This window comes from Streptomyces harbinensis (assembly GCF_900116145.1).
Taxonomy (GTDB): Bacteria; Actinomycetota; Actinomycetes; order Streptomycetales; family Streptomycetaceae; genus Streptomyces; species Streptomyces carpaticus.
Genome location: NZ_FPAB01000003.1, coordinates 738,736 through 763,793, shown reverse-complemented (window position 1 = coordinate 763,793; position 25,058 = coordinate 738,736). Strand labels below are relative to the sequence as shown.

Sequence of the window (25,058 nt, the reverse complement as noted above, 5' to 3'; positions counted from 1 at the left end):
CTCCGTATCCCCCGTCGGAGCGACGGACCGACGCCGGGCGGCTCCCCCCGTGGCTGCCCGGCGTCGCCATGTCCGGGGTGAGGGTGTTGGATGGTCTCCGTGTCCGACGAACCCCTGGCCGATGAGCCGCTGATCTGTTCCGCCAAGGGCTGCCGCGAGCCCGCCGTATGGGTGCTGGCCTGGAACAACCCGAAACTGCACACCCCCGAGCGCCGCAAGACCTGGCTGGCCTGCGAGGAGCACCGGGAACATCTGGGGCAGTTCCTCGGTGTGCGGGGCTTCTTGAAGGACGTGGTGCCGCTCGCCGAGTGGCGGGCGGCGGAGAACGGCGCCGGGGGCTGATCAGCCGCCGATCGCGGACATGGGGCGCTGCGGCTGGAGGAAGGACGGGTCGTCCAGTCCGGAGCCGGCCTTCTTGCCGTGCATGGCGGTGCGCCAGCGTTCGGCCAGTTCCGCGTCGTCGGCCCCGCCGCGCAGGGCGCCGCGCAGATCGGATTCCTCGCGGGCGAACAGACAGGTGCGCACCTGTCCGTCGGCGGTGAGCCGGGTGCGGTCGCAGGTGCGGCAGAACGGCCGGGTGACGGAGGCGATGACGCCGACCCGGTGCGGGCCGCCGTCCACCGTCCAGCGCTCGGCGGGGGCCGCGCCGCGGGCTTCGGCGCTCTCCGGGGTGAGGGTGAAGCGGGTGGCGAGCGAGCGCAGGATGTCCTCGGCGGTGATCATGGTGTCGCGCTGCCAGCCGTGCTGCGGGTCCAGCGGCATCTGCTCGATGAAGCGCAGTTCGTACCCGTGCCGGATCGCCCATTCAAGGAGATCGGGTGCCTCGGTGTCGTTGACGCCGGGCATGAGGACGGCGTTGACCTTGACCGGGTCGAGCCCGGCGACCCGGGCGGCGGCCAGGCCGCGCAGGACGTCGGCGTGCCGGTCGCGGCGGGTGAGGGTGCGGAAGGTCTGTGGGTCGAGGGTGTCGAGCGAGACGTTGACCCGGTCCAGGCCCGCCGCGCGCAGGGCGGGGGCGACCCGTTCCAGGCCGATGCCGTTGCTGGTCAGGGAGAGCCGGGGGCGCGGGGTGAGCGCGGCGCAGCGCTCCACGATCGACACCAGACCGGGGCGCAGCAGTGGCTCGCCGCCGGTGAACCGGACCTCGGTGACGCCGAGTTCGCGCACGGCCACGGTCACCAGCCGGACGATCTCGTCGTCGGTCAGCAGTTCGGGTCTGGGCAGCCAGCGCAGGCCCTCCTCGGGCATGCAGTAGGTGCAGCGCAGATTGCAGCGGTCGGTCAGCGAGACCCGCAGATCGGTGGCGACGCGGCCGTAGGTGTCCGACAACATGCTTCGCAGCGTACGGCACGCCGCCGACGGTGCCGTCAACTCGCGGCCGGGGTGGGAGCGCTGTCGGTGGCGGCCCGTATCCTCAGGGACCATGCTCGAAGACCACCAGGCAACCACAGTTGAGGTTCCCGGACAGCAGTCCGCGGGCGTGCCCTGGCCCTCCGGTTACCCCGGCGGGTACGCGGTGGTGGATGTGGAGACCACGGGGCTCGCACCGGATGACCGGATCGTATCGGCGGCGGTCTACCGACTGACCGCCAGGGGGGAGGTGGAGGACCACTGGTACACGCCGGTCAACCCGGAGCGTGACCCGGGTCCGACCTGGATTCACGGACTGACCAGCGCGATGCTGGCGGACGCGCCGTTGTTCGGGCAGATCGCCGAGGAGTTCGCGCGGCGTCTCGAGGGACGGGTGCTGGTCGCGCACAACGCCGTCTTCGACTGGAAGATGATCGCCCGGGAGTACGCCCGCGCGGACCGGGTGGCACCGGTGGAGCAGCGGCTGTGCACGATCCAGTTGTCCAAGGCGCTGCGGCTGCCGCTGGCGAATCACCGGCTGGAGACCCTGGCCGCCCACTTCGGGGTGGAGCAGCGGCGGGCGCACCACGCGCTGGACGACGCGCGGGTGCTGGCGGAGGCGTTCCGGCCGAGCCTTCAGCAGGCGGCCCGGCTGCGGCTGCCGCTGCCGTTGCTGACGTGTCTGCCGGTCACCGACTGGCCGCAGACGGCGTCGGGTGCGGCGGGCGCGGCGGCGGGCGGCCGGTCCGGGGGCGGCACGGCCTGGCGGCCGGGGTGGCGGGCGAGCAAGCGGCGGCCCCCGTGCCCGTACCCCAATCCGGGCCGTTACGAGCCGGGCGGGCGGCTGGTGCAGGGCATGCGGGTGGCGTTCTCCGGGGACACCTCGGTGGACCGGGAGCTGCTGGAGGACCAGGCGTTCGAGGCCGGGCTGCACATCGCCGGCAGCGTGTCGCGGCTGACGAGTCTGCTGGTCACCAACGATCCGCAGGCCCCCACCAGCAAGGTGGCCAAGGCCAGGGCGTACGGCACGCCGGTGCTGGACGAGGCGGCGTTCACCCATCTGCTGCGGGAGGTGGCCCCGGCTCCGGAGGTGTGACCCCGTTCGGGTAACGTCGTCAGCCGTGTACCGCTTTCTGCTGACGCGGCAGTGGGTGATCCTCACGCTGGTCGCCCTCGCGCTGATCCCGGCCTTCGTGTGGCTGGGCTTCTGGCAGTTGCACCGGCACGAGCAGCGGGTCGATCGCAACGAGCTGATCTCGCGGAGCCTGGCGGCGCCGGTGGTGCCGATGGACGAGCTGTCCTCGGTGGGCGCCGGCCCCGACCCGGCCGACCGGTTCCGGCCGGTGTCCGCCACGGGGGTGTACGACGCCGGCCACGAGGTGCTGACGCGCTCGCGCACCGGGCCGAACGACGAGGTCGGCTATCTGGTGCAGACGCCGCTGATCCGGGACGACGGCACGGCCGTGCTGGTCAACCGGGGCTGGGTCCCGGCGGGCGGCGATGTGACCGTGGCCCCCGAGGTGCCGGCCCCGCCGGCCGGCGAGGTCACGGTGACCGGCCGGCTGATGGTGGACGAGACCACCGGGAACACCGGCATCAAGGACCGGCCCGGGCTGCCGGACCGCATGGTGATGCTCGTGAACAGCGAGCAGCGCGCGGCGGAGCTGGGGACGCCGATGCTCGGCGGCTTCATCGATCTGACGGACAGCTCCCCGGCCGATGAGGCGGAGGGCGCCCCGCTCCCCCGCGACGAGCCGGACCACACCGGCATCGGCGCGCACTTCGCCTACGCCATCCAGTGGTGGATCTTCGCGGCGGGCGTCCCGGCGGGCTGGATCATCCTGCTCCGCCGCGAACTGCACGACCAGGCGGCGGAGGCGAAGAAGCGGCCGGCCACCCCGGACCCCGCCACCGGCCCCGGACCGAAGACCCCCGCCACGGCGGGCACAGCGGGCTGACGGGCACTCGCCCAATGCACTGCACCTGCGGTGCGCATGTACTATGCATGCATGGTGGCGCTTCAGATCCGCGATGTCCCCGAGGACGTCCGGGACACGCTCGCCGCACGCGCGCGCGAGAACGGTCAGTCCCTGCAGGCGTTCCTGCTGGCTCTCGTCCTGCGCGAGGCATCCTTCAGCAGAAATCTCGACCTGATCAGAGAGCTCGACGACGAATCCCCACAGCCCGGACCGACCGTCGAAGACGTCCTGGCCGCTCTCGACGACGCCCGTGCGGAACGGGGCCGGGTGTTCGGCAGTCCTGAAGCGGACCGCCGGGACGGTGCCGCGTGATCGTTCTCGACGCGTCGGTCGCCGCGTTGCTGTTCGCCCAGCCGGGCTCGGACCCCCGGGTGAAGTCGGCCCGCGCGGCGGCTGCCCGTGATCCGGGCTGGGTCGTCCCGGAGCATTGGAAGACCGAGGTGTTCAGCGCCCTGCGCGGACTGTGGCTCGGCCGCAAGCTCAGTGACGAGCAGGCGCACAAGGCGCTGAGCAGGATTCCCCGGATGGCGGTCACGGTGGTGCCCACCGACGCCCTGCTGCCCCGGATGTGGGAGCTGCGCGGCAATGTCAGCGGGTACGACGCCGCCTACATCGCCGCCGCCGAGGTCTACGACTGTCCGCTGGTCACCGCGGACGCCCGGTTGCTGAGGGCGGACCGGGCGCGGTGCCGGATCGAGGTCGTCAGCTGATCCGCTCCGGCGGGTGTTTCGAGGCCCGCAGCCTGACCTCCGCCGGGAGGGATTCCAGGCCCGCCGAGCGGTGGGCGTGGCGCAGGGACTCGGCTTCCAGGCGCCGGACCACCTCGGCCGGTTCCGCCTGGGGCAGCAGGACCAGGCCGACCCGTGCCTCGGGTTCCGTGCGGCGGCCGGTGAGGGTGACGCCGGCCCGGTCCACGCCCGGCAGCGACTCGGCCTCGGCGGCCACCACTTCCTCCATCGCGTGCCCGCGCAGCAGCGCGCCCACGCCGTCGCCGCTGTCCACCAGGATCTCGGCCAGCCGCCGGCGGCGCAGCTGGGCCAGCAGCCACCACAGGGCCAGCAGCACCAGCAGGCCGAGCAGGCCCAGGACCAGCGGCCACCACCAGCCCGTTCCGTGCCAGCGGGTCCGGCCGTCGGAACCGAGCAGCACGCTGTCCGGGCCGCGCCAGGTGTAGCCCGACGGCAGGGTGATGCCCCAGCGGTCCGGCAGATCGGCCGCCGCCGCCAGCACGGCGAGCCCGGCCAGCAGCAGGCCCGTCCCGGTCAGGGCGAGCAGGATCCGGTTGGTGACGCGCAGCATGCGGTCTCCCTCATCCCTTCGGCCGGCGGACCTGTACGGTCAGCGCCGGTGCTCCGGCCAGGCCGAGCCCGGCGATGCCCGTCTCCAGCACCGCGTCCAGATCGGCCCGTACCTCGTGCAGATCGCGGAAGTGCGCCTGCGCCCACACCCGGATCCGGCGCCGGCCGACCCGGACCCGCACCGTCCGCACCCCGGGCACCTGGAGCGCCCGGTCGTGCAGCACGACGCCTGCCGCCCGGCGCTCGATGCCGGCGCGCAGCAGCGGGCTCTCCCGGCGCATCGGCAGCAGGCCGCGCAGCCCGGGGGTGAGCGCCAGGGTGATCAGCCACGCCCCGGCCAGCACGGCGAGCACCGCGCCGGTGATCACCCACGGGTCGTCCAGGGTGCGGGTGGACAGTTCCTCGGCGAGCCGGCGGCGCCAGGCGCCGACCGGGCGCTCCGCGCGGACCGAGGCGATGTCGTAGAGCAGCACCGCCGCGCACAGCAGCAGCACGAGGGCGACCAGGGCCGCCGGGGCGCGGCGCACCGACCAGAAACGGCCGGCCGGGCGGCCCCGGCCGGCGGCGGCGTCCGGCTCGTAGCGGGCGGCGGAGGAGGAGACCGCCATGCCCGGGGTGTCCGGGGTGTCCGGTCTGTCCGCGGTCTCCGGGCCCGGCCCGGCGCCGGGGTGTCCCCCGGGCTCCGGTTCCGGGTCCGGGTCCTTGGCCAGGGAGAGGGGCCGCTCCTCACTCACCGCACTCGCCTCGCTCCCGCCGCGCCGGTGCCGCCGGACTCCGCCGTATGCAGCCGCTCCACGTCCACGGCCACCTCAGAGGCCTCCAGGTCGGCCAGTTCCCTGACCCGGGAGACGATGCGACGGCGTACCGCACCGCACTGCGCCCCGATGTCGGAGGGATAGGCCAGCTCGACGGCGACCCGGATCCGGGCCAGGCCGCGAGCGGGCCGCAGGACCGCCGTGGCGGACGGCCGGGCGCCGGGGCCGCCGGGCGGCAGCGCCTCGCGCGCCGCCTGGGCGGCGAGCTTGGCCACCACCCGCTCGGCGATCCGGGTCGCGCCGCGCTCGGCGGCGGGCACCACCGTGGTCATCGCCCCTCACCTCCGCCGGTCACGCTCGCCGCGGTCCCGGACCCGGAAGAAGTCCCCGGGCTCCAGATCGCCGTCGGCGAACCGACCGGCCACGAACCCGATCGCGCCCAGGGCCGCCACCAGAAGGAAGGCCCCGAATCCGCCGAAATATCCGGCGAATCCCAGTGCCATGCCGGCCACCATGCCGACCATCGCCATGCTCATGCGTCCGCTCCTTCTCCGCGCGCGGCCCCGTTACCCCTTGTGCCGTCCTACTGCAACGCCGGGCGGGAGTCCTCGTCATCTTCCTCGCTGTCGGGCAACTTCACATCCACCACGGCGATGTTGACCTCGACCACTTCCAGTCCGGTCATCCGCTCGACGGCGGCGATCACATTCTCCCGGACGGTGCGGGCCACATCGCCGATGGAGACCCCGTACTCGACGACGATCTCCAGGTCGAGTGCGGTCTGCACCTCGCCTACCTCGGCCTTGACACCCCGGGTGGCCGATTTGCCGCTGCCCGGCACCCGGTCCCGTACCGCGCCGAAGGTGCGGGCCAGGCCGCTGCCCATCGCGTGCACGCCCACCACGTCGCGGGCGGCGAGCCCGGCGATCTTCGCCACCACGCCGTCGGCGATGGTGGTACGCCCCCGGGTGGCGGGGTCACCGGTGCCCCGTCGCCCGGCCAGTGCCGTCCTGCTGCCCGGCAGTTCGGTCGTCGTCACGGTCCCGTCTTCGCCGTCGGACACCGGACCTCACCCCTTTTTCCGTCTTCCGCGTCCTCGAACGGCGCTCGCTCCGCCGTTCCCGGTCACCTTACGCGTGCCCGGGGATCCGGTGGCCGACTCCTGGCAGTTGCCGGACCGCGGCGCACGGCGGTGTTCCGGGATGCGGACGGCAGGGGCGGGTGTTACTCGCCGAGGCCGGTCAGATCGCGCAGCCGCCGGGTCTGGGCGGCGCGTTCGGCCTCGCGCTGGGCCTCGGGGGCCAGGGTGCCGGCGGTCGCGAGCAGGGCCTTGGTCTCGGTCACCGCGGCGCGCGGGGCGGCCAGCAGGGCGGTGGTCAGGTCCTCGGTGGCGGCGGCCAGTTCGGCGGCGGGGACCACGAGATTGGCCAGGCCGGTGCGTTCGGCCTCCTCGGCGTGGATGGTGCGGCCGGTGGCGCACACCTCCAGGGCGCGCGGATAGCCGAGAAGTTCGACCAGCGGGCCGGTGCCACCGAGGTCGGGCACCAGACCGAGGGTGGTCTCGGGCATCGTGAAGGCCACGTCGTCGGCGCAGATCCGCAGGTCGCAGGCGAGGGCGAGCTGGAAGCCGGCGCCGACGGCGTGCCCCTGCACGGCGGCGACGCTGATCAGGTCGGTGCGCCGCCACCAGGTGAAGGCCTCCTGGTACTCGGCGATGACCGCGTCGATCTCGCCGTCCGGGCGGCGGGCCAGGGCGGGGAAGGAGACTTCGCCGTCGATGCCTTCGGGGGTGAACGCCCGCCGGTCGAGACCGGCCGAGAAGGACACCCCTTCGGCACGCAGCACCACCACCCGCACGGTGCCGTCCAGCCGCCGCCCGGCTTCGGCCAGCGCCCGCCACAGGGCGGGCGTCTGGGCGTTGCGCTTGGCCGGGTTGGTCAGGGTGACGGTCGCGAGGGCACCGTCGGCGTCGACGGTGACCCGTACACCGTCCTTCTCCAGCAGCGTCATCGGGTCAGATTATCCGTCCCCGGTGGCGCCGGGATCAGGCCGCCGGGGTCTTTTTGCCTCTCGTCGCGCCGCCCCGCCCCCGCAGGGTGACACCGGCCTCGCTCAGCATGCGGTGCACGAACCCGTACGACCGGCCGGTCTCCTCGGCCAGTGCCCGGATGCTCGCGCCGGATTCGTATTGACGCTTGAGGTCTGCCGCGAGCTTCTCGCGTGCGGCGCCGGTTACCCGGCTGCCCTTCTTCAGAGTCTCGGCCACCCGTGCCTCCTCGTGGGAAGTGCGCTGTTGGACTCTCCGAACTGACTCTCATGATCACCCCTATCCGGCTTCCTGGCCACCCATTCGACGATGTCCGTACGACAAGCGGACAACGGGTTACCGGCGCGTCGCGGCGGGCCGGCGCGTGCCCGTACGGTCGCGCTCGGCTGCCCGCCGATGACCGAGGGATGGAATGCGCTGGTCAGCGGGGGCCGGCGGCGGGCGGGGCGGCCGGAGAGGGACGGTCGTACGACCGGCGCACTGACACGCCGCCGTACGAGCCGCCCTCACTCATATGAAGGATCAAGGCTGGGCCGAATGATCCATCCCGGATGATCACATCCGGCGGACCGGCCGCTCGTCAGGCGAGGGCCACCAGGTCCAGGTAGTCCTTGCCCCACAGGTCCTCGACCCCGTCGGGGAGCAGGATGATGCGCTCCGGGTGGAGTGCCTCCACCGCGCCCTCGTCGTGGGTGACCAGGACGACGGCGCCGGTGAAGGTGCGCAGCGCGCCCAGGATCTCCTCGCGGCTGGCCGGGTCGAGGTTGTTGGTCGGCTCGTCAAGCAGCAGCACATTGGCCGAGGAGACCACCAGGGTGGCCAGGGCCAGCCGGGTCTTCTCCCCGCCGGAGAGCACGCCGGCCGGCTTGTCCACGTCGTCGCCGGAGAACAGGAAGGAGCCCAGCGTCTTGCGGATGTCGACCAGGTCCATGTCGGGGGCTGCCGAGCGCATGTTCTCCAGGACGGTGCGGTCGGGGTCGAGCGTCTCGTGCTCCTGGGCGTAGTAGCCGAGCTTGAGGCCGTGGCCCGGGGTGACCCGGCCGGTGTCCGGCTCCTCCACCCCGCCGAGCAGCCGCAGCAGGGTGGTCTTGCCGGCGCCGTTGAGGCCCAGGATCACCACCCGCGAGCCCTTGTCGATGGCGAGCGAGACATCGGTGAAGATCTCCAGCGAGCCGTACGACTTGGACAGGCCCTCGGCCATCAGCGGTGTCTTGCCGCACGGGGCGGGGTCGGGGAAGCGCAGCTTGGCGACCTTGTCCTGCTGCCGCTGCTCCTCCAGGCCGGACAGCAGCCGCTCGGCGCGGCGGGCCATGTTCTGCGCGGCGACGGTCTTGGTGGCCTTGGCGCGCATCTTGTCGGCCTGGGCGTTGAGGGCGGCGGCCTTCTTCTCGGCGTTGGCGCGCTCGCGCTTGCGGCGCTTCTCGTCCGCCTCGCGCTGGGCCTGGTACTGCTTCCAGCCCATGTTGTAGATGTCGATGCGGGAGCGGTTGGCGTCGAGGTAGAAGACCTTGTTGACGACGGTCTCCACCAGCTCGACGTCGTGGGAGATGACCACCAGGCCGCCCCGGTAGGTCTTCAGGAAGTCGCGCAGCCAGCCGATGGAGTCGGCGTCGAGGTGGTTGGTCGGTTCGTCGAGCAGCAGGGTGTCGGCGTCCGAGAAGAGGATGCGGGCCAGCTCGACGCGGCGCCGCTGGCCGCCGGAGAGGGTGTGCAGGGGCTGGCCGAGCACCCGGTCGGGCAGGCCGAGGCTGGCGGCGATGGTGGCCGCCTCGGCCTCGGCGGCGTAGCCGCCCTTGGTGAGGAACTCGGTCTCCAGGCGCTCGTACTTTTTCATGGCGCGCTCCCGGGTGGCGCCCTTGCCGGTGGCCATGCGCTGCTCGTTCTCGCGCATGCCGCGCAGCACGGTGTCCAGGCCGCGGGCGGAGAGGACCCGGTCGCGGGCGAGGACGTCGAGGTCGCCGGTGCGCGGGTCCTGCGGCAGATAGCCGGTCTCGCCGCCGCGGGTGATGGTGCCGGCGGCGGGGATGCCCTCGCCGGCCAGGCACTTGGTCAGGGTGGTCTTGCCGGCGCCGTTGCGGCCCACGAGACCGATCCGGTCGCCCTTGGCGATGCGGAAGGACGCGGACTCGATGAGGATGCGGGCGCCGGCGCGCAGCTCGACACCGGTGGCGGTAATCACGGAATCACTCCAGGTGAGGACGTACGGGCAGAAGCTTCCTGAGGCGCGGGTACGTCCGCTAGGCAACGAGGAGCGAAAAGTCCATGGGGGCAGTTTACCGGGGGCCCGCAAGCCGGTTTCGGCCGTGCCCGCCCCCGGTGCCCGCCGGCGGCCGCGGTCAGGCGCCCCCGTTGTGCACCTGGAAGGCGGCTCTGCGGACCCGTTTGGCGGTGGCCGCGTCCGGGTGGGCGGCGGCGAGGGCCAGCAGGACCTGCACGGTGTGCGGGTGGCCGCAGGTGCGGATCTCGGCGAGCAGTTCCGGGATGGAGGGTTGCTGGGCGGAGTCGAGGTGGTCGAGCAGCAGCTGCCCCGAGCCGTGCTCGTGGGCGGCCGATGCGGTGTCCACCCACAGCCAGGTGGCCTCCTGGCGGGTGAGGACGGTCTGCGGCGCCTCCTCGGGGTCGGCGGCCGAGCCCTCGCCCTCGTGCTCGGCCAGCCACAGCAGCGCGTACGGGCGCAGCACGGGTTCGTCGGCGGCGGCGCGGACGGCGGTGCGGGCGGGGGCGCCGACGGTGCGCAGGGCGTCGAAGGCCAGCGAGCGGATGAGGGCGTCCTCGCCGCGGGCGGCTTCCAGGAGTTCGTCGACGGCCGGGCCGGTGGGGCGGGCGGCGAGCCAGGCGCGGTATTCGGCGCGGGCGGGGCCGGGGGTGAGGCCGGCGCAGCCGCGCAGCATGCCGACGGCGGATTGTTCGATGTTGCCGGCCGGGCTCTGGGCGGCGATGCAGATCTGTTCCAGCTTGGTCCACATCGCCCAGCCGCCGAGCGGGGTGAGCCGGGCCCGGGCGGGGGTGTCGCCGTAGCGGGCGTGCAGGGTGAGGGCGCCGACGGCGGAGAGCGCGTCCAGGGCCCAGCCGAGCAGCCGGACGAGTTCGGGGTCCGGGGCTATCGGTGGGGCGGCGGCTGCGCTGGGGGCGGCGCCGGGGCGGCCCTCGCGCAGTTCGGTGACGCGCTGGCGCAGCAGGTCCAGGAGTTCCACGGCGGCGACCGGGCCGCCGGAGAGCTGCATGAAGGCCAGGAGCTGGGGGACGGCGGTGACGATCTCGGCGACCAGGGTGGTGTCCGCGTCGCCGGGGGCGGGGCGGACCAGGGACCAGGCTTCGAAGAGGGCGACCCAGCCGCGCAGCACGGCGGTGTCGTCGCTGTCCCAGGCGCGCAGCCGCCAGCCGCCGCGTACCTCGGTGGGGCCGGCCGGTCCGGGTTCGCCCTGTTCGACGAGACCGGCGAGGCGGGCGCCGCCCCACAGCTCGCGCAGTTGGGCGGGGCTGAGCCGCAGGGCGGGGGCGGCCCGGTCGGCGGCGGTGTCGGGGGCGCTGCCGGTGAGCTGGGCCCAGCGGGCCACGCGGACGGTGTCGGCCAGCAGTGCGCGGGCCTGGCGGGCCAGCTCGGCGCGCGGCGGGATGCCGCGCGGCGGGGTGGGGGTGCGTCGTACGGGGGTGCGGGGTCGGGTCCGCCGGCCCGCGGCGGCGGGCTGGGCGGGCACTTCGGGGACCAGGTGCAACCGGGGCTCGCGCGGAGTTCGGGACGTCACCCGAGCAGTTTCACCGCTGAGGGCTCGAAAGCCCAAACGGCGGACGTCCGCCCTCACATGAGGGGGGTGACAAAGCGTCGCAGGATCTCCTCGTACCCGGCCGGATCGGCGTTCCACATGGCGGCGTGCTCGGCCTGCCGGACGGTGTGCAGGACGACGGCCTCGGGGTGCCGGGCGGCCAGCTCCCGGGAGGCGTCCCAGGGGGCGATGGTGTCGCCGGGTCCGTGCAGGATCAGCACGGGGATGGGGGTGCCGTGCGGTCCGGCGGTCAGCGGCGGCGGGTCGCTGTCGTGCGGGACGAGGCCGCCCTGGGCGCCGGCGAGCGCCAGCGGGAGCAGCGGGGTGGGCACGCCGCGCCGGGCGGCGAGGGCGCGGCGGGTGGCGGCACGGTCCAGGACGGGTGAGTCGAGGACGATGCCGGCGATGCGGTGGGCGAGCGGGGAGCGGGCGGCGGTGAACAGGGCCGTGGTGGCTCCGGTGGACCAGCCGTGCAGGATCACCCGCTGTGCACCGAGGTGCAGCGCGTGGCGGACGGCGGCGTCGGCGTCGTGCCACTGGGCGGCGCCGAGCAGCCGGGCGGTGTCCTCGCCGGCGCGCGGGGCGCCGGGGTCGCCCCGGTAGCCGGGGACGAGGACGGGCAGTTGGTCGCGCTGCCAGCGCGGGAGCAGGTTGAGGGCCTGTTCGCGGGTGGCGCCGAGGCCGCCGTGCAGGGCGATGACCCAGATGTCGCGGCTGTTGGGGACGTACCAGGCGGGCAGCGGGCCGAGCTCGGAGGGGACGGTGATGTCCTGGTGCTCGATGCCCAGTGCGGAGCGCGGGTCGCCCCGGTACAGCTGCGGGGTGAGGGTGACGCGGCTGCCGGGGGTGAGCGGCGGGCCCTGGTCGGGGGTGGTGGCGACGAGGCGGCGGACCACGGTGTGCTCGCCGGCCGGGACGTCGAGCAGTTCGCCGACGACGGCGCGGGCGGGCGGGTCGCCGTCCGTGGCGGCCAGCGCGTACACCCCGGGACGCAGGGTTTCCAACGTGCGGGTGAGTGTGACACGTCCGGCGGCGGTGGCGTGCACCGTCACCGCGGCGGTGGTGAACCCGACCGGTGCCGCGGCCTTTCTGCCGGTGCGGACCGCCACGGCGGCTGCCGCCGCGGTGGCGCCGAGCAGTGCTGTGGCGGTCATCGCCGCCGTTGTGCGCCGACCCATGTCCCCAGCATGGGGGCACCGGCGGCGCGCGGCCACTCGGAGCGCCGTGCGGGCGACTCGTCCGCCGTGTTCACCTGCGCATTCACCGTTCGGACAAGGGTCCTTGGTACACAGCACCCGGAGGCTGCCAGCAGTTCACTTTCCGTTCATCTGTTTCTTTTACGTTCACCGCGGCCTTGCCCCGTCGAGCTGATTGTCCGGTAGATGGAACACATCACGCTGTTGATCGCGATCGTGATCGTCACGGCTTTGGCATTTGACTTCACCAACGGCTTCCACGACACGGCCAACGCCATGGCCACGACCATCTCCACCGGGGCCATGAAGCCCAAGGCGGCGGTGGCCATGTCGGCCGTACTCAATCTGGTCGGCGCCTTCCTCTCGGTCGAGGTGGCGCGGACCATCTCGGGCGGGATCATCGACGAGTCGGCGGGCGTCCAGCCCGAAGTGATCTTCGCCGGTCTGGTGGGCGCCATCCTGTGGAATCTGCTCACCTGGCTGGCGGGGCTGCCCTCCAGCTCCTCGCACGCGCTGTTCGGCGGTCTGATCGGCGCGACCATCGCCTCGGTCGGCCTGGACGCGATCCACGGTGACGCCGTGGTGATGAAGGTGATCGTTCCGGCGCTGGTGGCGCCGCTGGTGGCGGGGTTCGCGGCGATGGCCGCCACCCGGCTGACGTACCGGGTGGCGCGGAACACCGACGAGCGGGCCACCTCCAAGGGGTACCGGGCGGGCCAGATCGGCTCGGCGGCGCTGGTCTCGCTGGCGCACGGCACCAATGACGCGCAGAAGACGATGGGTGTGATGACCCTGGCGCTGATCGCGGGCGGGGTGCTGGCGCCCGACTCGGATCCGCCGATGTGGGTGATCGCCTCGGCCGGTATCGCCATCGCGCTCGGCACCTACCTGGGCGGCTGGCGGATCATCCGCACGCTGGGCAAGGGCATCACCGACATCCAGCCGCCGCAGGGCTTCGCCGCCCAGACCAGCGCGGCGACCACCATCCTGGCCTCCTCCCACATGGGCTTCGCGCTCTCCACCACGCAGGTGTGCTCGGGCGCGGTGATGGGCTGCGGCCTGGGCCGCAAGGGCGGCGTGGTGCACTGGTCGACCGCGCGCCGGATGGTGGTGGCGTGGGGTCTGACGCTGCCGGCCGCCGGGATCATCGGGGCGCTGGGCGCGCTGCTCGCGGAGCAGGGCACGTGGGGCGTGAGCGCGGTGCTGGCGCTGCTGATCGCGGGGAGCATCGCGATCTACGTGCGGTCCCGCAAGGAGCCGGTGGACCACTCGAACGTGAACGACGTGAACGGTGTGAACGACGCGCAGCCGGCGGAGGCCGCTCCCGCGGAGTCCGGCCCGGAGCCGGCCCCGGTGCCGCTCCAGGTGACCATCACCCGGACGGCGCCCGCCGGCCGGGCGGGCGAGGAGCCCTCCGTACCCGACCAGCCGACCACCACGGTCTGAGCCGAAGGACAGGAACACCATGAACATCGAATGGTCCGTACTGGGCGAGGTCGCCCTGGTGTCCGTGCTCCTGACGATCGCGCTCGTCGGCCTGTTCACGGTCGGCATCGTGACCGGCGCGAACCAGGGCGGTGCGGCGGCGGCCGGCCGGCCCCGGCTGGGCGCGGCGCTGAGCAGGGTGGGCGGCTACGCGTGCTTCGCGCTGTGCGCGGCGGCGGTCGGCTACGGCATCTATCTGATCGCCTTCTGAGGCCGCACTCGCATCGATCCTCCGGGGTGTGCCCCGGCCCGGGCTCCTACCGCCCGGGCCGGGGCACACCGCTCACGGAACGAGGGTGATCAGAGCGGAATCAGCCCTCGGTGGTCCTGCGCGCCGCCGCCGCGGCCAGGGCGCGCCGCCTGGCCACCAGGAGGATGCCGCCGCCGCCCAGCAGGGCGATGGCGCTGCCGGCCAGGTAGGGGGTGCTGGAGTCGCCGCCGGTGGCGGCGAGGTCCGGGCCGGTGCCCTGGTCGACCTCGGTCTGCTCCCCGGTCTGGGTGCTGGGGCCGGACGGGGCGGGCTGCTCCTCCTCGGCGGGCTCCTCCGGCCGCTCGGGCTCGGGCTCGGGCTCCTCCTCGCCGCCCGTGCCGCTGCCGTCCGGGGTGGTGCAGCTGACCTCGGCGAGCGTGACGCGGCCCTCGACCTCGGCGACATTGAGCTTGAGCGGGTTGACGGCGATCCGCAGATCGAGGGCGCTGGCCGCCGCGGTGGTGCTGGTGGTCTCGGTGGCGGACAGGTCCAGCTCGACGGAGCCGACGCCCGGCACGTCCACGACGGTGCTGCCGCCGGTGCTGAGGGTGACCTCCTTGCCGAGCACCGTGAGGGAGGCGCCCAGGTTGGCCTCGGCGACGGGGGCCGCGCCGGTGGCGCACACGGCGCGGGCGGTGATCGCCTCCAGTTCGACCACGGAGAGCAGCGGCAGACCGGGCACGTGGAGCCTGGCCTCGGCCAGCGAGACCTCGGCCTCGGTGCCATCGTCGGTGGCGGTGGCGGTGGCGGAGGCCACGTCGGCGCGCAGCACCTCGAAGGGGCGTCCGCCGTCCACGCCCTCCAGGCTGGCGCTGAGGGCGGTCCTGTCCGCGGTGCCCTCGGTCTCGGGGGCGTTCACCTCGTTGAGCGTGAGTTCGAGCGGCAGCTGGACGGTGCGGTTGAGGAGGCCGACGTCCAGGCTGGTGCGGAGCACCGTGGCGCGGGCCGAGCCGCGGCCGTCGCTCTCCTCGCCGGTGCTGTCCCCGCCGGTCGTCGCGTAGGCGGGACCCGCGGCCCCGAGCAGCGCGGCGGTGGCCAGCAGGACGGCTGACCGGCGGAAGGCAGAGTTGTACACGTGTGGAACCCCCACGGGAAAGTTGGCGCCGCCACGCGTGCCGATGGGGGACATCACACGCGGTGGCGACTGGGACTCCGCCATCCTTGATGTTCAAACATGGAAACGTCAGCAATCTTCGGGCACTTCACCCGAACGGGGCAAAGTCGCTTGAGCGTGCGATTCCAGGGCCACTCCTGTTCGCTTCCGCCCCGCACGTCACCCGTACGCGCGCCCCCACCGGCTGCTTCACGCCACCACGCGCCCCCGCAGCACCACCCGCCGGGGCCGGGCCAGCACCGCCGGATCGGCCCGCGGGTCCTCGCCGTAGACCACCAGATCGGCCGGGGCGCCCTCGGTCAGCCCCGGACGTCCCAGCCACTGCCGCGCCCGCCAGGAGGCCGCGCCCAGCGCGTCGTGCACCGGCAGCCCGGCGGCCCGCAGTTCCGCCACCTCCTGGGCGATGAGCCCGTGCCCCAGCGATCCCCCGGCGTCGGTGCCGGCGAAGACCGGGATCCCCGCGTCGTACGCGGCCCGCACCGTGTCGTGCCGGCGTGCGTGCAGCCGCCGCATGTGGTCCGCCCAGCGCGGGAACTTCGCCTGGCCGCCGTCCGCGAGCCGGGGAAAGGTCGCGATGTTGACCAGCGTGGGCACGATGGCCACCCCCCGCTCGGCGAACAGCGGGATGGTCTCCTCGGTCAGCCCGGTGGCGTGCTCCACGCAGTCGATGCCGGCCGCCACCAGATCGCGCAGCGAGTCCTCGGCGAAGCAGTGCGCGGTCACCCGGGCGCCCTCCTCGTGCGCCGCCGCGATCGCCTCGCGCAGCGCGCCGGCCGGCCAGCACGGCGCCAGGTCGCCGGCGCCCCGGTCGATCCAGTCGCCGACCAGCTTGACCCAGCCGTCCCCGCGCCGCGCCTGCTCGCGGACGGTCGCGGCCAGCTCGCCGGGCTCGATCTCCTCGGCGTAGTTGCGGATGTAGCGCCGGGTGCGGGCGATGTGCCGGCCCGCCCTGATGAGCCGGGGCAGATCCTCCCGGTCGTCGATCCAGCGGGTGTCGGCGGGCGAGCCGGCGTCGCGCAGCAGCAGCGCGCCCGCGTCCCGGTCCGTCAGCGCCTGCCGCTCGGCGGTGATCCGGTCCACCGCGCCGTGCGCGTCCAGTCCGACATGGCAGTGCGCGTCCACCAGACCGGGCAGCGCCCAGCCGGTCACGGTGGTGATCTCCCGCAGCCGGCGGGGCCGTTCGAAGGTGATCCGGCCGCCGGTGACCCACAGCTCGTCCCGGACCTGCCACTCGGCCCGCCCACCGGACACCGCCCCGGGGCCGAGCAGGATCCGTCCCTTGATGTGCAACGCCGGAGTGTCGTCAATCATGCTCGGCAGCCTACAAATTGACTGCTAGTCTCCAGGGTCGCCGGGGGTCCGGACGGATGTCCGAATGTTGCACGGCCTGTCGAACAGGGACGGTTCGGCGGGAGTACGGGTCCGCAACACCAAGGAGGCCGGCGTGGCCGACCCCAGCGACGGGTTCAGCGCGGAGTTCGACGCGTTCTTCGAGCGGCACCACGCCGAACTCGCCCGGCTCGCCCATCTGCTGCTCGGCGGCCGGGACAGCGCGGAGAGCGCGGACGACCTGGCCGCCGACGCGCTGGTGGCCATCTGGCACCGCTGGGAGCGGGTACGGGCGGCCGACCGCCCCATCGCGTACGCCCGGGGCGTGGTCGCCAATATGGCGCGCTCCAGCATCCGCAGCCGAACCCGCGAGCGGCGCCGGATCGCCCTCTTCTGGTCGCAGCACAGCACGCACACCGAGGGTCCCGATGTGCCGGCGGTGCTGGACGTCCGGGCGGCCCTGGACCGGCTGCCCTACCGCAAGCGCGCCTGTGTGGTGCTGCGGCACGCCTTCGACCTGTCCGAACGCGAGACCGCCCGCGCGCTGGGCATCTCGGTCGGTACGGTGAAGAGCCAGACCTCGCGCGGTATCGCGGAGTTGGAGCGGCTGCTGACCCCCGGTGCCGCGACGGGCCCCGGCAAGACCGGGACCGGTGCCGACGCCGCTGCCGGTGCCGATGCGACGCTGCGGGTGCTGCGCACCGGCCCGGTGGAACGGAGTAGCGGATGAGCGAGCCCACGGGCGAGCCCGGGCCGGCGCCCGCGCTGCGGGCGGCTGCGCGGGCGCACCGGCCGGACCGGGAGCGGATGCGGGCCCGGGTGACGGCGGGCATCCTGGACGGCGCGCAGGACGTACGGGGGCGCCGGCGGGCGGGCGCGCCGCCGCGCTGGGCGCGGGTGGCCGGAGCCGCGGCGGCGCTCGCGCTGACGGTGGGCGCGGTAGCGCTGGCCGTGGGCCGGCCGGCCCCGGACGGGACCGGGGGCGGCACACCTCCGGCGGCGGTGACGGCGGGCCCGCTGAGCGCGCTGGGCGAGCTGGATCCGGGCAGTCACGCGTCCTGGTCGCAGAGCAATGTGACGGTGCGGACCGAGCTGCCGCTGACGGCGTTCTCGCTGGAGCTGCGGGTGCGGGGCGGGGACGGAGTGCGCTCGACGGGGGCCTGGCGGACCCTGCCGGGCGAGGACTTCGATCTGACGGTGAGCCAGGAGGGCGAGGAGCTGGTGCACCGCTGGGTGCTGCGGCCGGGGGCCGAGGTGCCGGCCGGGGAGCATGTGTTCGCCGCGCAGTACGACCATCCGGCCGGCGGACACGAACCCGGGTACGACCGTTACCTCGTGCGGGCGACGGCGGCGGACGGCCCGCTGACCGCGGAAGGCGGTTTCCGGTGAATGCGGAACGTCAATTCGGTGTCTTTTCAACAAGCGCCACGGGTGCTCTTTCCAGGTGAATTATCAGCCGACATATCAAGGCGCTCCTGCCCGCTTTTCGGGACCTTAAACGCGCGCATTGCGGTGGATGTCAGCAAGGCCACACTCACATGAAGAGGTCACGCCGTCGTTACGCATCCGTTACAAACGGCGGCTCGATGCCCGCTTTGTCCCGGTAACTAGCCGACATAACCGGACAATCCACCGGGCACAGCGGAGTGCTGCGCCCCCGCCCCCATAACATAACCACCACCGCCCGGGTAACCCCCACTCGCGATGCGATTTCCTTCCATGCTCGGTAAATTCGATGCGCATGACCCCCGCACAAGCAGACCATGCACGTGCCGACCAAGAATTCCAGGAAATAGCCGGCGGACTGCGGCTGGAGAGCCCGCGTCCCGAGGACGGAGCCGCATTGTGGCGCATTGCCCGCGACTCCCGGGCCCTCGACCTGAACTCCTCCTACAGCTACCTTCTGTGGTGCCGTGACTACGCCGGTACCTCCATCGTGGCACGGGACAGCACCGGCGAGCCGGTCGGGTTCATCACCGGCTACACCCGCCCCGAGGCCCCGCGCACCCTGCTGATCTGGCAGGTGGCCGTCGACGCGGCCCAGCGCGGCAAGGGCCTGGCCGCGGCCATGCTGGACGGCCTGGTCGGGCGCACGGGCCGCGAGTGGGGGGTGAACATGGTGGAAACCACCATCACACCGGACAACACCGCCTCCAACCGGCTGTTCGCCTCCTTCGCGCAGCGCCACGGCGCCCCCGTCGAACGCGAGGTCCTGTTCGACTCCGGGAGCTTCCCGGAGCGCGGGCACCAGCCGGAGGTGCTCCACCGGATCGGCCCCGTCCCGGCACCCGACGGGCCCTGAGCCCGTACGTCCTCCCCTCCCCCACCGACCACCCCATCTCTTCGCGTACCTCATCCCCCAGGGAGAACGCCGTGACCATCACCCAGCCCGATCTGAGCGTCTTCGAGGCAGTGGAGTCCGAAGTCCGCAGCTACTGCCGCAGCTGGCCCGCCATCTTCGACCGGGCCCAGGGCAGCTACCTGTACGACGAGGACGGCCGCACCTATCTCGACTTCTTCGCCGGGGCGGGCTCGCTCAACTACGGGCACAACAACCCCGTCCTCAAACGCGCCCTGATCGACTACCTGGAGCGCGACGGCATCACCCATGCGCTGGACATGTCCACCACCGCCAAGCGGGCCTTCCTGGAGACCTTCCGCGACGTGGTGCTGCGCCCCCGCGACATGGACCACAAGGTGATGTTCCCCGGCCCCACCGGCACCAACGCGGTGGAGTCGGCGCTGAAGCTGGCCCGCAAGGTGAAGGGCCGCGAGTCGATCGTCTCGTTCACCAACGCCTTCCACGGCATGTCGCTCGGCTCGCTGGCCGTCACCGGCAACGCCTTCAAGCGCGCCGGGGCCGGCATCCCGCTGGTGCACGGCACCCCGATGCCGTTCGACGACTACCTGGACGGCCGCACCCCGGACTTCATCTGGTTCGAGCGGCTGCTGGAGGACTCCGGCTCCGGCCTCAACCAGCCCGCCGCCGTGATCGTGGAGACCGTCCAGGGCGAGGGCGGCATCAACGTGGCCCGCGCCGAGTGGCTGCGCGCGCTGGCGGACCTGTGCCGCCGCCACGACATGCTGCTGATCGTCGACGACATCCAGATGGGCTGCGGCCGTACCGGACCGTTCTTCTCCTTCGAGGAGGCGGGCATCGTGCCGGACATCATCACCGTCTCCAAGTCCATCGGCGGGTACGGGCTGCCGCTGGCCCTGACCCTCTTCCGCCCCGCGCTGGACATCTGGGAGCCGGGCGAGCACAACGGCACCTTCCGCGGCAACAACCCCGCCTTCGTCACCGCCGCCGCCGCGCTCAACACCTACTGGACCGACGGCCAGATGGAGAAGCAGACCCTGGCGCGCGGCGAGCGGATCGAGCGGACGCTGCGCGACATCGTCACCGAACACGCCCACGCCGGCGCGACCTTCCGGGGCCGCGGCCTGGTCTGGGGGCTGGAGTTCCAGGACCCGGCCCGCGCCACCGCCGTGTGCCGGCGCGCCTTCGAGCTGGGGCTGCTGCTGGAGACCTCGGGACCGCAGAGCGAGGTCGTCAAGTTCCTGCCCCCGCTCACCATCACCCCGGAGGAGCTGGACGAGGGCCTGCGCATCGTCACCCGCGCCGTCCGGGACACCGACTGACCGGCGGCGCGCACCCGCACCGCCGGCCACACCCCCGGAAACGAGAAACGAGAAGGGAAGTCCCACACCGTGATCGTCCGATCCATCAGCGACATCGAGGGCACCGACCGCGACATCGAGTCCGCGTCGGGCACCTGGCGCAGCAAGCGCATCATCCTGGCCAAGGAGCGCGTCGGGTTCTCCCTGCACGAGACGGTGCTGTACGCCGGCACCGAGACCTCGATGTGGTACGCCAACCACGTGGAAGCGGTCTTCTGCGTGTCGGGCGAGGCCGAACTGACCAATGACGACACCGGCGAGAAGCATCTGATCACCCCCGGGACGATGTACCTGCTGGACGGCCACGAGAAGCACACCGTCCGCCCGAAGACGGACTTCAAGGTGCTGTGCGTCTTCAACCCGCCGGTGACCGGCCGCGAGGACCACGACGAGAACGGCGTCTACCCGCTGCTGACCGAGCCGGAGGTGAGCTGATCCCCGAAAGCCCCGCCGACAGCCGCATCACCCACCCCACCACCGGAAACGGAAGGGAAGGCACGCACCATGACCATCGCCCGCGAACGCACCGCTGACCTGTACCCGACCCGCGGCGCCACCGAGGTGTCCACCCCGCGGCAGGACCCGGTGGTGTGGTCACCGCCCGGCACGCCGGGGCCGGTCGGCGCGGAGCAGCTGGCCGGTCTGGAGCGGGACGGATTCCTCTCCGTCGAACAGCTCATCACCCCCGACGAGGTGGCGGGCTACCGCGCCGAACTGGACCGGCTGATCACCGACCCGGACATCCGGGCGGACGAACGCTCGATCGTGGAGCCGAAGTCCCAGGAGATCCGCTCGGTGTTCGAGGTGCACCGGATCAGCGAGGTGTTCGCCGGCCTGGTGCGCGACCCCCGGGTGGTGGGGACGGCGCGGCAGATCCTGGGGTCGGACGTGTACGTCCACCAGTCGCGGATCAACGTCAAGCCGGGGTTCGGTGCCAGCGGGTTCTACTGGCACTCGGACTTCGAGACCTGGCACGCCGAGGACGGACTGCCCCGGATGCGGACGATCTCGGTGTCGATCGCGCTGACCGAGAACTACGACACCAACGGCGGGCTGATGATCATGCCGGGTTCGCATCAGACGTTCCTGGGCTGCGCCGGCGAGACGCCGAAGGACAACTACAAGAAGTCGCTCCAGATGCAGGACGCGGGGACCCCGTCGGACGAGGCCCTGACCCGGTTCGCGCAGGAGCACGGCATCAAGCTGTTCACCGGCCCGGCCGGTTCGGCGACCTGGTTCGACTGCAACTGCATGCACGGTTCCGGGGACAACATCACCCCGTACCCGCGCAGCAATGTCTTCATCGTCTTCAACAGCGTGGAGAACACGGCGGTCGAGCCCTTCGCCGCACCGGTGCCGCGCCCCGACTACATCGGGGCCCGGGACTTCACCCCGGTGCGCTAGCGGGCGCGGGCGCAGCACACGGCCCCCGGTGTCCCGTCCGGAGACGGTACACCGGGGGCCGTGCTGTGCTGTGCCCGGTGGGGCTACGGCCACCACATGGCGGGCAGCGCGCGGTCGTCGTAGTCGAACAGGGCCTGGTTCTCCCAGCCGTTGCCGGAGGACGGGTCGGTCTCGTCCCAGCCGTTGCCGGGCACCGCCGTCCAGGCCGGCTCCCAGTAGAAGATGCCGAGCCCGCGCCCGCCGGGCACCGAGGCGACCACCTCGCCGATGTCCCGCATCCAGGCGGCCTGGCCCTGTGGGGTGGCCGGGTAGCCGGGCACCAGCTGGGAGGGTTCGGCGATGATGTCGGGGTGGCTGTCCTTGCTGCCGAGCCGGAACGGGTAGGCGGTCTCGGCCACCAGCACGTCCCGCCCGTACCGGCTCGCCGCGTCGTGCAGATTGGTGCGCAACTCGGCGAGGGTGCCGTGCCAGTAGCCGTAGAAGGACAGCGCGATGACGTCGAAGGAGACGCCGCGCGCCACCGCGTTGTCGAACCACCAGCGGGTGCCGCCGTTGTCGCCGCCCTCGGCGAGGTGCAGCGCGATCCGGATGCCGGGCGAGGCGGAACGCGCCGCCGTCACCCCGGCGTTCAGCAGCCCGGCGAGCCGGCCCCAGTCGGTGCTGCGGCCGTCCGGCCAGAGCATCCCGCCGTTGATCTCGTTGCCGATCTGCGCCATGGCCGCCGGGGTGCCCTGCCGGGCCAGTGAGCCGAGGATGTCGGCGGTGTGCTCGGCCAGCGCCGCTTCCAGGGCGGCGCCGGTGAGGCTGGTCCAGGCGGCGGGCTTGAACTGCTTGCCCGGGTCGGCCCAGGTGTCGGAGTAGTGGAAGTCCACCAGCAGCCGCATGCCCTGGTCCTGGATCCGGCGGGCCATGGCCAGCAGGTGGGGCTTGCCGTGGTAGCCGTCGGCCGCGTCGACCCAGACCTTGATCCGGGCCCAGTTGGCGCCGGCCTCGCGCAGGATCCGTACGGCGTCGCCCCGGGTGCCGTCGGCGTAGCGGAAGACGGCGCCCTTGTCCTCGCCCTTGGGGAGCGAGGACAGGTCGACGCCCCGGATGGCGAGGCCGGCGGCCCGCGCCGTACCGGTGGGGAGAGCGAGGACGGCGGGGGCGGCCAGGGCGGCCGTGCCCAGGCGGAGCACACTGCGTCGGCGCATCGTCAAGGGTCCCTTCCTTGCGGGGTGCGTGAACGGTGGGGGGTGGCGCTGTTCCTGGGAGTCCTGCCGGGTACGGGTACGTACGGGGTACGGAGACGGGCGCGGGGCCGGCTGCGGGGTCAGTCGTCCAGGTGCAGCACCCGTACGCCGCCCGCCGGGACCGGCAGGGCGGCGGTCACCCGGGTTCCGGTGAGGAGTTCGGTGCCGTCGCCGGCCGTGACCTCGGTGTCGGCGTCGGTGTGGTTGATGACGAACAGGTAGCGGCCTCCCTCGCCCTCGCGGCGCACCACCTCCACGTCGCGCGGCAGCTCCTCGCGCGGCGCGATGTCCGCGTCCAGACCGGCCGCGGCCAGCACGGTGTCGAGACCGGCGGTGTCCAGCCGGGCGGACACGTACCAGGCGGTGCCCTCGCCCAGCTCGTGCCGGGTGATCGCGGGGCAGCCGGCGGCCGGTCCGTCCGCGTACGTCCACACCGGCTCGGCCCCGCGTGCCACCACCGTCTCGGCCCAGACGTCGGCGGTGAGCCGGTGCCCGTCGGGGCCCTCCAGGGTGACCTGCTCGCCGGCCCGCAGCGGCTGGAACTCCTCGACGGTGAGGCCGAGGACCTCGCGCAGCGCGCCGGGGTGCGGGCCGGGGTGGACGGCGTCGTGCTCGTCGACGATGCCGGAGAAGTAGCAGACGACCAGGGTGCCGCCGCCCTCCACGTAGCGGCGCAGGTTCTTCCCGGCCTCCGCCGTCATCAGATACAGGGCGGGGACCACGACCAGCGGGTAGCGGCTGAGGTCGGCCTCGGGGTGGGCGAAGTCCACGGTGAGGTGGCGGTCGAAGAGCGCCGCGTACACGGCCTCGGCGCGCTCGCGGGTGTCGAGGTCCTCGCTCGGCCGCCACTCCAGCTTCTGCGCCCACCAGGACTGCCAGTCCCACACGATGGCGGCGTCCGCGACGGTCCGGGTGCCGCGCACCGGCTCCAGCGCGCCGAGGTGGCCGCCGAGCGCGACCACCTCGCGCCAGATCCGGCTGTCCGTGCCGGCGTGCGGCACCATCGCGGAGTGGAACTTCTCCGCACCGGAGCGGGAGGCGCGCCACTGGAAGAACATGGCGCCCTCGGAGCCGCGCGCGACGTGGGCGAGGCTGTTGCGGGCCATCTCGCCGGGGCGCTTGGCGATGCCGCGGGTCTGCCAGTTGACGCCGCTGGTGGAGTGTTCGAGCAGCAGCCAGGGCTTGCCGCCGCCGACCGAGCGGGAGAGGTCGGCGGCCATCGAGAGGTTGATGTGGTTGCGGTCGTCCTCGGCCACCAGGTAGTGGTCGTTGGTGACGATGTCGACCTCGCGGGCCCAGGCCCAGTAGTCGATGGTGTCGCACTGGGTGGGCGAGACCATGAAGTTGGTGGTGACCGGGACGCCGGGTGACAGCTCGTGCAGCAGGTCGCGCTCGCGGCGGAAGTTGTCCAGGGCGCTGTCACTGGCGAACCGGGCGAAGTCCAGGCGCTGGGCCGGGTTGCAGGTGGTGGGGGTGAGCCGGGGCGGGTTGATCTCCTCCCAGTCGCCGTACGCCTGGCCCCAGAAGGCGGTGCCCCAGGCGGCGTTGAGCGCGTCCAGGGTGCCGTAGCGCCCGGCGAGCCAGCGGCGGAAGTGCGCGGCCGAGACGTCGCAGTAGCACTCCAGCACCGGCACGCCGTACTCGTTGTGGACGTGCCACATGGCGACGGCGGGGTGTGTGCCGTACCGCTCGGCGAGCGCGCGGGTGATGCCGGCGGCGGCCTCCTGGTAGGCGGGCGAGCTGTGGCAGATGGCGCCGCGCGAGCCGAAGGCGAGCCGGACGCCCTCGCGGCTGACCGGCAGGGCCTCGGGGTGGGCGCGGTAGAACCAGGCGGGCGGCACCACGGTGGGGGTGGCGAGGTCGGCCCGGATGCCGGCGGTGTGCAGCAGGTCGAGCAGCCGGTCCAGCCAGCCGAACTCGTAGCGTCCGGGGCTGGGTTCCAGCTTGGCCCAGGAGAAGATCCCGACGCTGACCATGGTCACCCCGGCCTCGCGCATCAGGGCGATGTCCTCCTGCCAGGTCTCCTCGGGCCACTGCTCGGGGTTGTAGTCACCGCCGTAGGCGAGGCGGCCTGGGCCCTGGGGGACGGCGTGCGGCATGGGTACTCCTGGGCATCGCGTGGGAACGTGCACAGCCGTCGCTGGCTGCGTCACACCAACATAACCGCACAGCAT

28 protein-coding genes are annotated in these 25,058 nt (G+C 73.0%); 13 read left to right on the top strand and 15 right to left on the bottom strand.

Annotated features, from left to right (window positions below; translation table 11 throughout):
* Positions 1–90 precede the first annotated feature (90 nt).
* Entirely contained in the window at positions 91–342 is a 252-nt protein-coding gene (locus BM385_RS11230) for a hypothetical protein (protein ID WP_019433914.1), read from the top strand.
* Here BM385_RS11230 and moaA read toward each other — a convergent pair whose 3' ends face one another.
* Positions 343–1,332: a GTP 3',8-cyclase MoaA gene (moaA, locus tag BM385_RS11225; protein ID WP_217650945.1), complete on the bottom strand. Its 990-nt coding sequence runs from the start codon at positions 1,330–1,332 to the stop codon at positions 343–345.
* 91 nt (positions 1,333–1,423) lie between these two features.
* On the opposite strand from moaA, the gene BM385_RS11220 reads away from it, so the two are divergent.
* From BM385_RS11220 to BM385_RS11205, 4 genes are read left to right on the top strand one after another with little or no spacing between them, the layout of a single operon-like run.
* Positions 1,424–2,446: a DEDDh family exonuclease gene (locus BM385_RS11220; protein ID WP_037755939.1), complete on the top strand. Its 1,023-nt coding sequence runs from the start codon at positions 1,424–1,426 to the stop codon at positions 2,444–2,446.
* A gap of 25 nt (positions 2,447–2,471) precedes the next feature.
* Positions 2,472–3,308 (top strand): SURF1 family cytochrome oxidase biogenesis protein, encoded by an 837-nt coding sequence (locus BM385_RS11215; RefSeq protein WP_093842924.1) that lies wholly within the window; start codon positions 2,472–2,474, stop codon positions 3,306–3,308.
* A 51-nt stretch (positions 3,309–3,359) separates the two neighbouring features.
* Entirely contained in the window at positions 3,360–3,641 is a 282-nt protein-coding gene (locus tag BM385_RS11210; RefSeq protein WP_093842923.1) for a FitA-like ribbon-helix-helix domain-containing protein, read from the top strand.
* Complete coding sequence (locus BM385_RS11205) at positions 3,638–4,039, top strand: type II toxin-antitoxin system VapC family toxin (protein WP_254791509.1); 402 nt, start codon at positions 3,638–3,640, stop codon at positions 4,037–4,039. The genes BM385_RS11210 and BM385_RS11205 overlap by 4 nt, the downstream gene beginning before the upstream one ends.
* On the opposite strand, the gene amaP is transcribed toward BM385_RS11205, so the two are convergent.
* From amaP to BM385_RS11155, 10 genes are all read right to left on the bottom strand, one after another.
* A complete protein-coding gene (gene amaP / locus BM385_RS11200; RefSeq protein ID WP_093842922.1) occupies positions 4,032–4,628 on the bottom strand; it encodes an alkaline shock response membrane anchor protein AmaP in 597 nt (198 codons plus the stop codon). The two genes, BM385_RS11205 and amaP, sit on opposite strands and share 8 nt — an antisense overlap.
* 10 nt (positions 4,629–4,638) lie before the next feature.
* On the bottom strand, positions 4,639–5,361 hold the full coding sequence (locus BM385_RS11195; RefSeq protein WP_093842921.1) for a DUF6286 domain-containing protein: 723 nt from the start codon (positions 5,359–5,361) through the stop codon (positions 4,639–4,641).
* Positions 5,358–5,714, bottom strand: coding sequence for a hypothetical protein (locus BM385_RS11190; RefSeq protein WP_093842920.1), 357 nt, complete (start codon positions 5,712–5,714; stop codon positions 5,358–5,360). Before BM385_RS11190 ends, BM385_RS11195 begins: the two co-directional genes overlap by 4 nt.
* 6 nt (positions 5,715–5,720) lie before the next feature.
* On the bottom strand, positions 5,721–5,918 hold the full coding sequence (locus BM385_RS11185) for a hypothetical protein (RefSeq protein ID WP_019433906.1): 198 nt from the start codon (positions 5,916–5,918) through the stop codon (positions 5,721–5,723).
* A 47-nt stretch (positions 5,919–5,965) separates the two neighbouring features.
* On the bottom strand, positions 5,966–6,406 hold the full coding sequence (locus BM385_RS11180; RefSeq protein ID WP_026047450.1) for an Asp23/Gls24 family envelope stress response protein: 441 nt from the start codon (positions 6,404–6,406) through the stop codon (positions 5,966–5,968).
* A gap of 200 nt (positions 6,407–6,606) precedes the next feature.
* Entirely contained in the window at positions 6,607–7,392 is a 786-nt protein-coding gene (locus BM385_RS11175; RefSeq protein ID WP_093842919.1) for an enoyl-CoA hydratase/isomerase family protein, read from the bottom strand.
* 34 nt (positions 7,393–7,426) lie between these two features.
* The gene (locus tag BM385_RS11170) at positions 7,427–7,648 is read right to left on the bottom strand and encodes a helix-turn-helix domain-containing protein (RefSeq protein WP_019433903.1); all 222 of its coding nucleotides are present in this window, start codon (positions 7,646–7,648) and stop codon (positions 7,427–7,429) included.
* A 361-nt stretch (positions 7,649–8,009) separates the two neighbouring features.
* Positions 8,010–9,608 carry a ribosomal protection-like ABC-F family protein gene (abc-f, locus tag BM385_RS11165; protein ID WP_019433902.1) on the bottom strand — a complete coding sequence of 533 codons (1,599 nt, stop codon included), beginning with the start codon at positions 9,606–9,608 and terminating at the stop codon, positions 8,010–8,012.
* Between the two features lie 157 nt (positions 9,609–9,765).
* Positions 9,766–11,175 (bottom strand): hypothetical protein, encoded by a 1,410-nt coding sequence (locus tag BM385_RS11160; protein ID WP_078576073.1) that lies wholly within the window; start codon positions 11,173–11,175, stop codon positions 9,766–9,768.
* Positions 11,176–11,228: 53 nt separating this feature from the next.
* Positions 11,229–12,371 carry an alpha/beta hydrolase gene (locus BM385_RS11155; RefSeq protein ID WP_093842918.1) on the bottom strand — a complete coding sequence of 381 codons (1,143 nt, stop codon included), beginning with the start codon at positions 12,369–12,371 and terminating at the stop codon, positions 11,229–11,231.
* Between the two features lie 204 nt (positions 12,372–12,575).
* Here BM385_RS11155 and BM385_RS11150 point away from each other — a divergent pair, with 204 nt between their 5' ends.
* Complete coding sequence (locus tag BM385_RS11150) at positions 12,576–13,835, top strand: inorganic phosphate transporter (RefSeq protein WP_093842917.1); 1,260 nt, start codon at positions 12,576–12,578, stop codon at positions 13,833–13,835.
* Positions 13,836–13,854: 19 nt separating this feature from the next.
* The gene (locus tag BM385_RS11145; protein ID WP_019433898.1) at positions 13,855–14,085 is read left to right on the top strand and encodes a hypothetical protein; all 231 of its coding nucleotides are present in this window, start codon (positions 13,855–13,857) and stop codon (positions 14,083–14,085) included.
* Positions 14,086–14,185: 100 nt separating this feature from the next.
* Here the strand turns inward: BM385_RS11145 and BM385_RS11140 are convergent, their stop codons facing one another.
* Together BM385_RS11140 and BM385_RS11135 are read right to left on the bottom strand one after the other, a co-directional pair.
* On the bottom strand, positions 14,186–15,253 hold the full coding sequence (locus tag BM385_RS11140) for an SCO1860 family LAETG-anchored protein (protein WP_093842916.1): 1,068 nt from the start codon (positions 15,251–15,253) through the stop codon (positions 14,186–14,188).
* A gap of 174 nt (positions 15,254–15,427) precedes the next feature.
* Entirely contained in the window at positions 15,428–16,549 is a 1,122-nt protein-coding gene (locus tag BM385_RS11135; protein WP_093842915.1) for an amidohydrolase family protein, read from the bottom strand.
* A gap of 64 nt (positions 16,550–16,613) precedes the next feature.
* On the opposite strand from BM385_RS11135, the gene BM385_RS11130 reads away from it, so the two are divergent.
* The 6 genes from BM385_RS11130 to thpD all read left to right on the top strand — a co-directional run bounded on the left by BM385_RS11130 (position 16,614) and on the right by thpD (position 21,652).
* A complete protein-coding gene (locus BM385_RS11130; protein ID WP_093842914.1) occupies positions 16,614–17,297 on the top strand; it encodes a SigE family RNA polymerase sigma factor in 684 nt (227 codons plus the stop codon).
* Positions 17,294–17,956 carry a hypothetical protein gene (locus BM385_RS11125; RefSeq protein WP_093842913.1) on the top strand — a complete coding sequence of 221 codons (663 nt, stop codon included), beginning with the start codon at positions 17,294–17,296 and terminating at the stop codon, positions 17,954–17,956. Before BM385_RS11130 ends, BM385_RS11125 begins: the two co-directional genes overlap by 4 nt.
* Before the next feature lie 352 nt (positions 17,957–18,308).
* Positions 18,309–18,869, top strand: coding sequence for a diaminobutyrate acetyltransferase (gene ectA, locus BM385_RS11120; protein WP_107407810.1), 561 nt, complete (start codon positions 18,309–18,311; stop codon positions 18,867–18,869).
* Between the two features lie 71 nt (positions 18,870–18,940).
* Entirely contained in the window at positions 18,941–20,209 is a 1,269-nt protein-coding gene (gene ectB, locus BM385_RS11115) for a diaminobutyrate--2-oxoglutarate transaminase (protein ID WP_093842912.1), read from the top strand.
* Positions 20,210–20,278: 69 nt separating this feature from the next.
* Positions 20,279–20,683: an ectoine synthase gene (locus BM385_RS11110; protein ID WP_019433891.1), complete on the top strand. Its 405-nt coding sequence runs from the start codon at positions 20,279–20,281 to the stop codon at positions 20,681–20,683.
* Between the two features lie 69 nt (positions 20,684–20,752).
* A complete protein-coding gene (thpD, locus tag BM385_RS11105; RefSeq protein WP_019433890.1) occupies positions 20,753–21,652 on the top strand; it encodes an ectoine hydroxylase in 900 nt (299 codons plus the stop codon).
* A gap of 83 nt (positions 21,653–21,735) precedes the next feature.
* Here thpD and BM385_RS11100 read toward each other — a convergent pair whose 3' ends face one another.
* Together BM385_RS11100 and BM385_RS11095 are read right to left on the bottom strand one after the other, a co-directional pair.
* A complete protein-coding gene (locus BM385_RS11100; protein WP_367889593.1) occupies positions 21,736–22,845 on the bottom strand; it encodes a glycoside hydrolase family 53 protein in 1,110 nt (369 codons plus the stop codon).
* 119 nt (positions 22,846–22,964) lie between these two features.
* On the bottom strand, positions 22,965–24,983 hold the full coding sequence (locus tag BM385_RS11095) for a beta-galactosidase (RefSeq protein ID WP_093842910.1): 2,019 nt from the start codon (positions 24,981–24,983) through the stop codon (positions 22,965–22,967).
* Positions 24,984–25,058 lie beyond the last annotated feature (75 nt).

Bases quoted from the DNA above. Each gene is read 5' to 3' on its own strand.
- BM385_RS11135 (WP_093842915.1), bottom strand. From the start codon at position 16,549: ATGATTGACGACACTCCGGCGTTGCACATCAAGGGACGGATCCTGCTC.
- BM385_RS11175 (WP_093842919.1), bottom strand. From the start codon at position 7,392: ATGACGCTGCTGGAGAAGGACGGTGTACGGGTCACCGTCGACGCCGAC.
- BM385_RS11155 (WP_093842918.1), bottom strand. From the start codon at position 12,371: ATGGGTCGGCGCACAACGGCGGCGATGACCGCCACAGCACTGCTCGGC.
- thpD (WP_019433890.1), top strand. From the start codon at position 20,753: ATGACCATCGCCCGCGAACGCACCGCTGACCTGTACCCGACCCGCGGC.
- BM385_RS11230 (WP_019433914.1), top strand. From the start codon at position 91: ATGGTCTCCGTGTCCGACGAACCCCTGGCCGATGAGCCGCTGATCTGT.
- BM385_RS11190 (WP_093842920.1), bottom strand. From the start codon at position 5,714: ATGACCACGGTGGTGCCCGCCGCCGAGCGCGGCGCGACCCGGATCGCC.
- BM385_RS11185 (WP_019433906.1), bottom strand. From the start codon at position 5,918: ATGAGCATGGCGATGGTCGGCATGGTGGCCGGCATGGCACTGGGATTC.
- BM385_RS11145 (WP_019433898.1), top strand. From the start codon at position 13,855: ATGAACATCGAATGGTCCGTACTGGGCGAGGTCGCCCTGGTGTCCGTG.
- BM385_RS11150 (WP_093842917.1), top strand. From the start codon at position 12,576: ATGGAACACATCACGCTGTTGATCGCGATCGTGATCGTCACGGCTTTG.
- amaP (WP_093842922.1), bottom strand. From the start codon at position 4,628: ATGCTGCGCGTCACCAACCGGATCCTGCTCGCCCTGACCGGGACGGGC.
- BM385_RS11140 (WP_093842916.1), bottom strand. From the start codon at position 15,253: ATGTCCCCCATCGGCACGCGTGGCGGCGCCAACTTTCCCGTGGGGGTT.
- BM385_RS11100 (WP_367889593.1), bottom strand. From the start codon at position 22,845: ATGCGCCGACGCAGTGTGCTCCGCCTGGGCACGGCCGCCCTGGCCGCC.
- BM385_RS11130 (WP_093842914.1), top strand. From the start codon at position 16,614: ATGTTGCACGGCCTGTCGAACAGGGACGGTTCGGCGGGAGTACGGGTC.
- moaA (WP_217650945.1), bottom strand. From the start codon at position 1,332: ATGTTGTCGGACACCTACGGCCGCGTCGCCACCGATCTGCGGGTCTCG.
- BM385_RS11095 (WP_093842910.1), bottom strand. From the start codon at position 24,983: ATGCCGCACGCCGTCCCCCAGGGCCCAGGCCGCCTCGCCTACGGCGGT.
- BM385_RS11220 (WP_037755939.1), top strand. From the start codon at position 1,424: ATGCTCGAAGACCACCAGGCAACCACAGTTGAGGTTCCCGGACAGCAG.
- BM385_RS11125 (WP_093842913.1), top strand. From the start codon at position 17,294: ATGAGCGAGCCCACGGGCGAGCCCGGGCCGGCGCCCGCGCTGCGGGCG.
- BM385_RS11210 (WP_093842923.1), top strand. From the start codon at position 3,360: ATGGTGGCGCTTCAGATCCGCGATGTCCCCGAGGACGTCCGGGACACG.
- ectA (WP_107407810.1), top strand. From the start codon at position 18,309: ATGACCCCCGCACAAGCAGACCATGCACGTGCCGACCAAGAATTCCAG.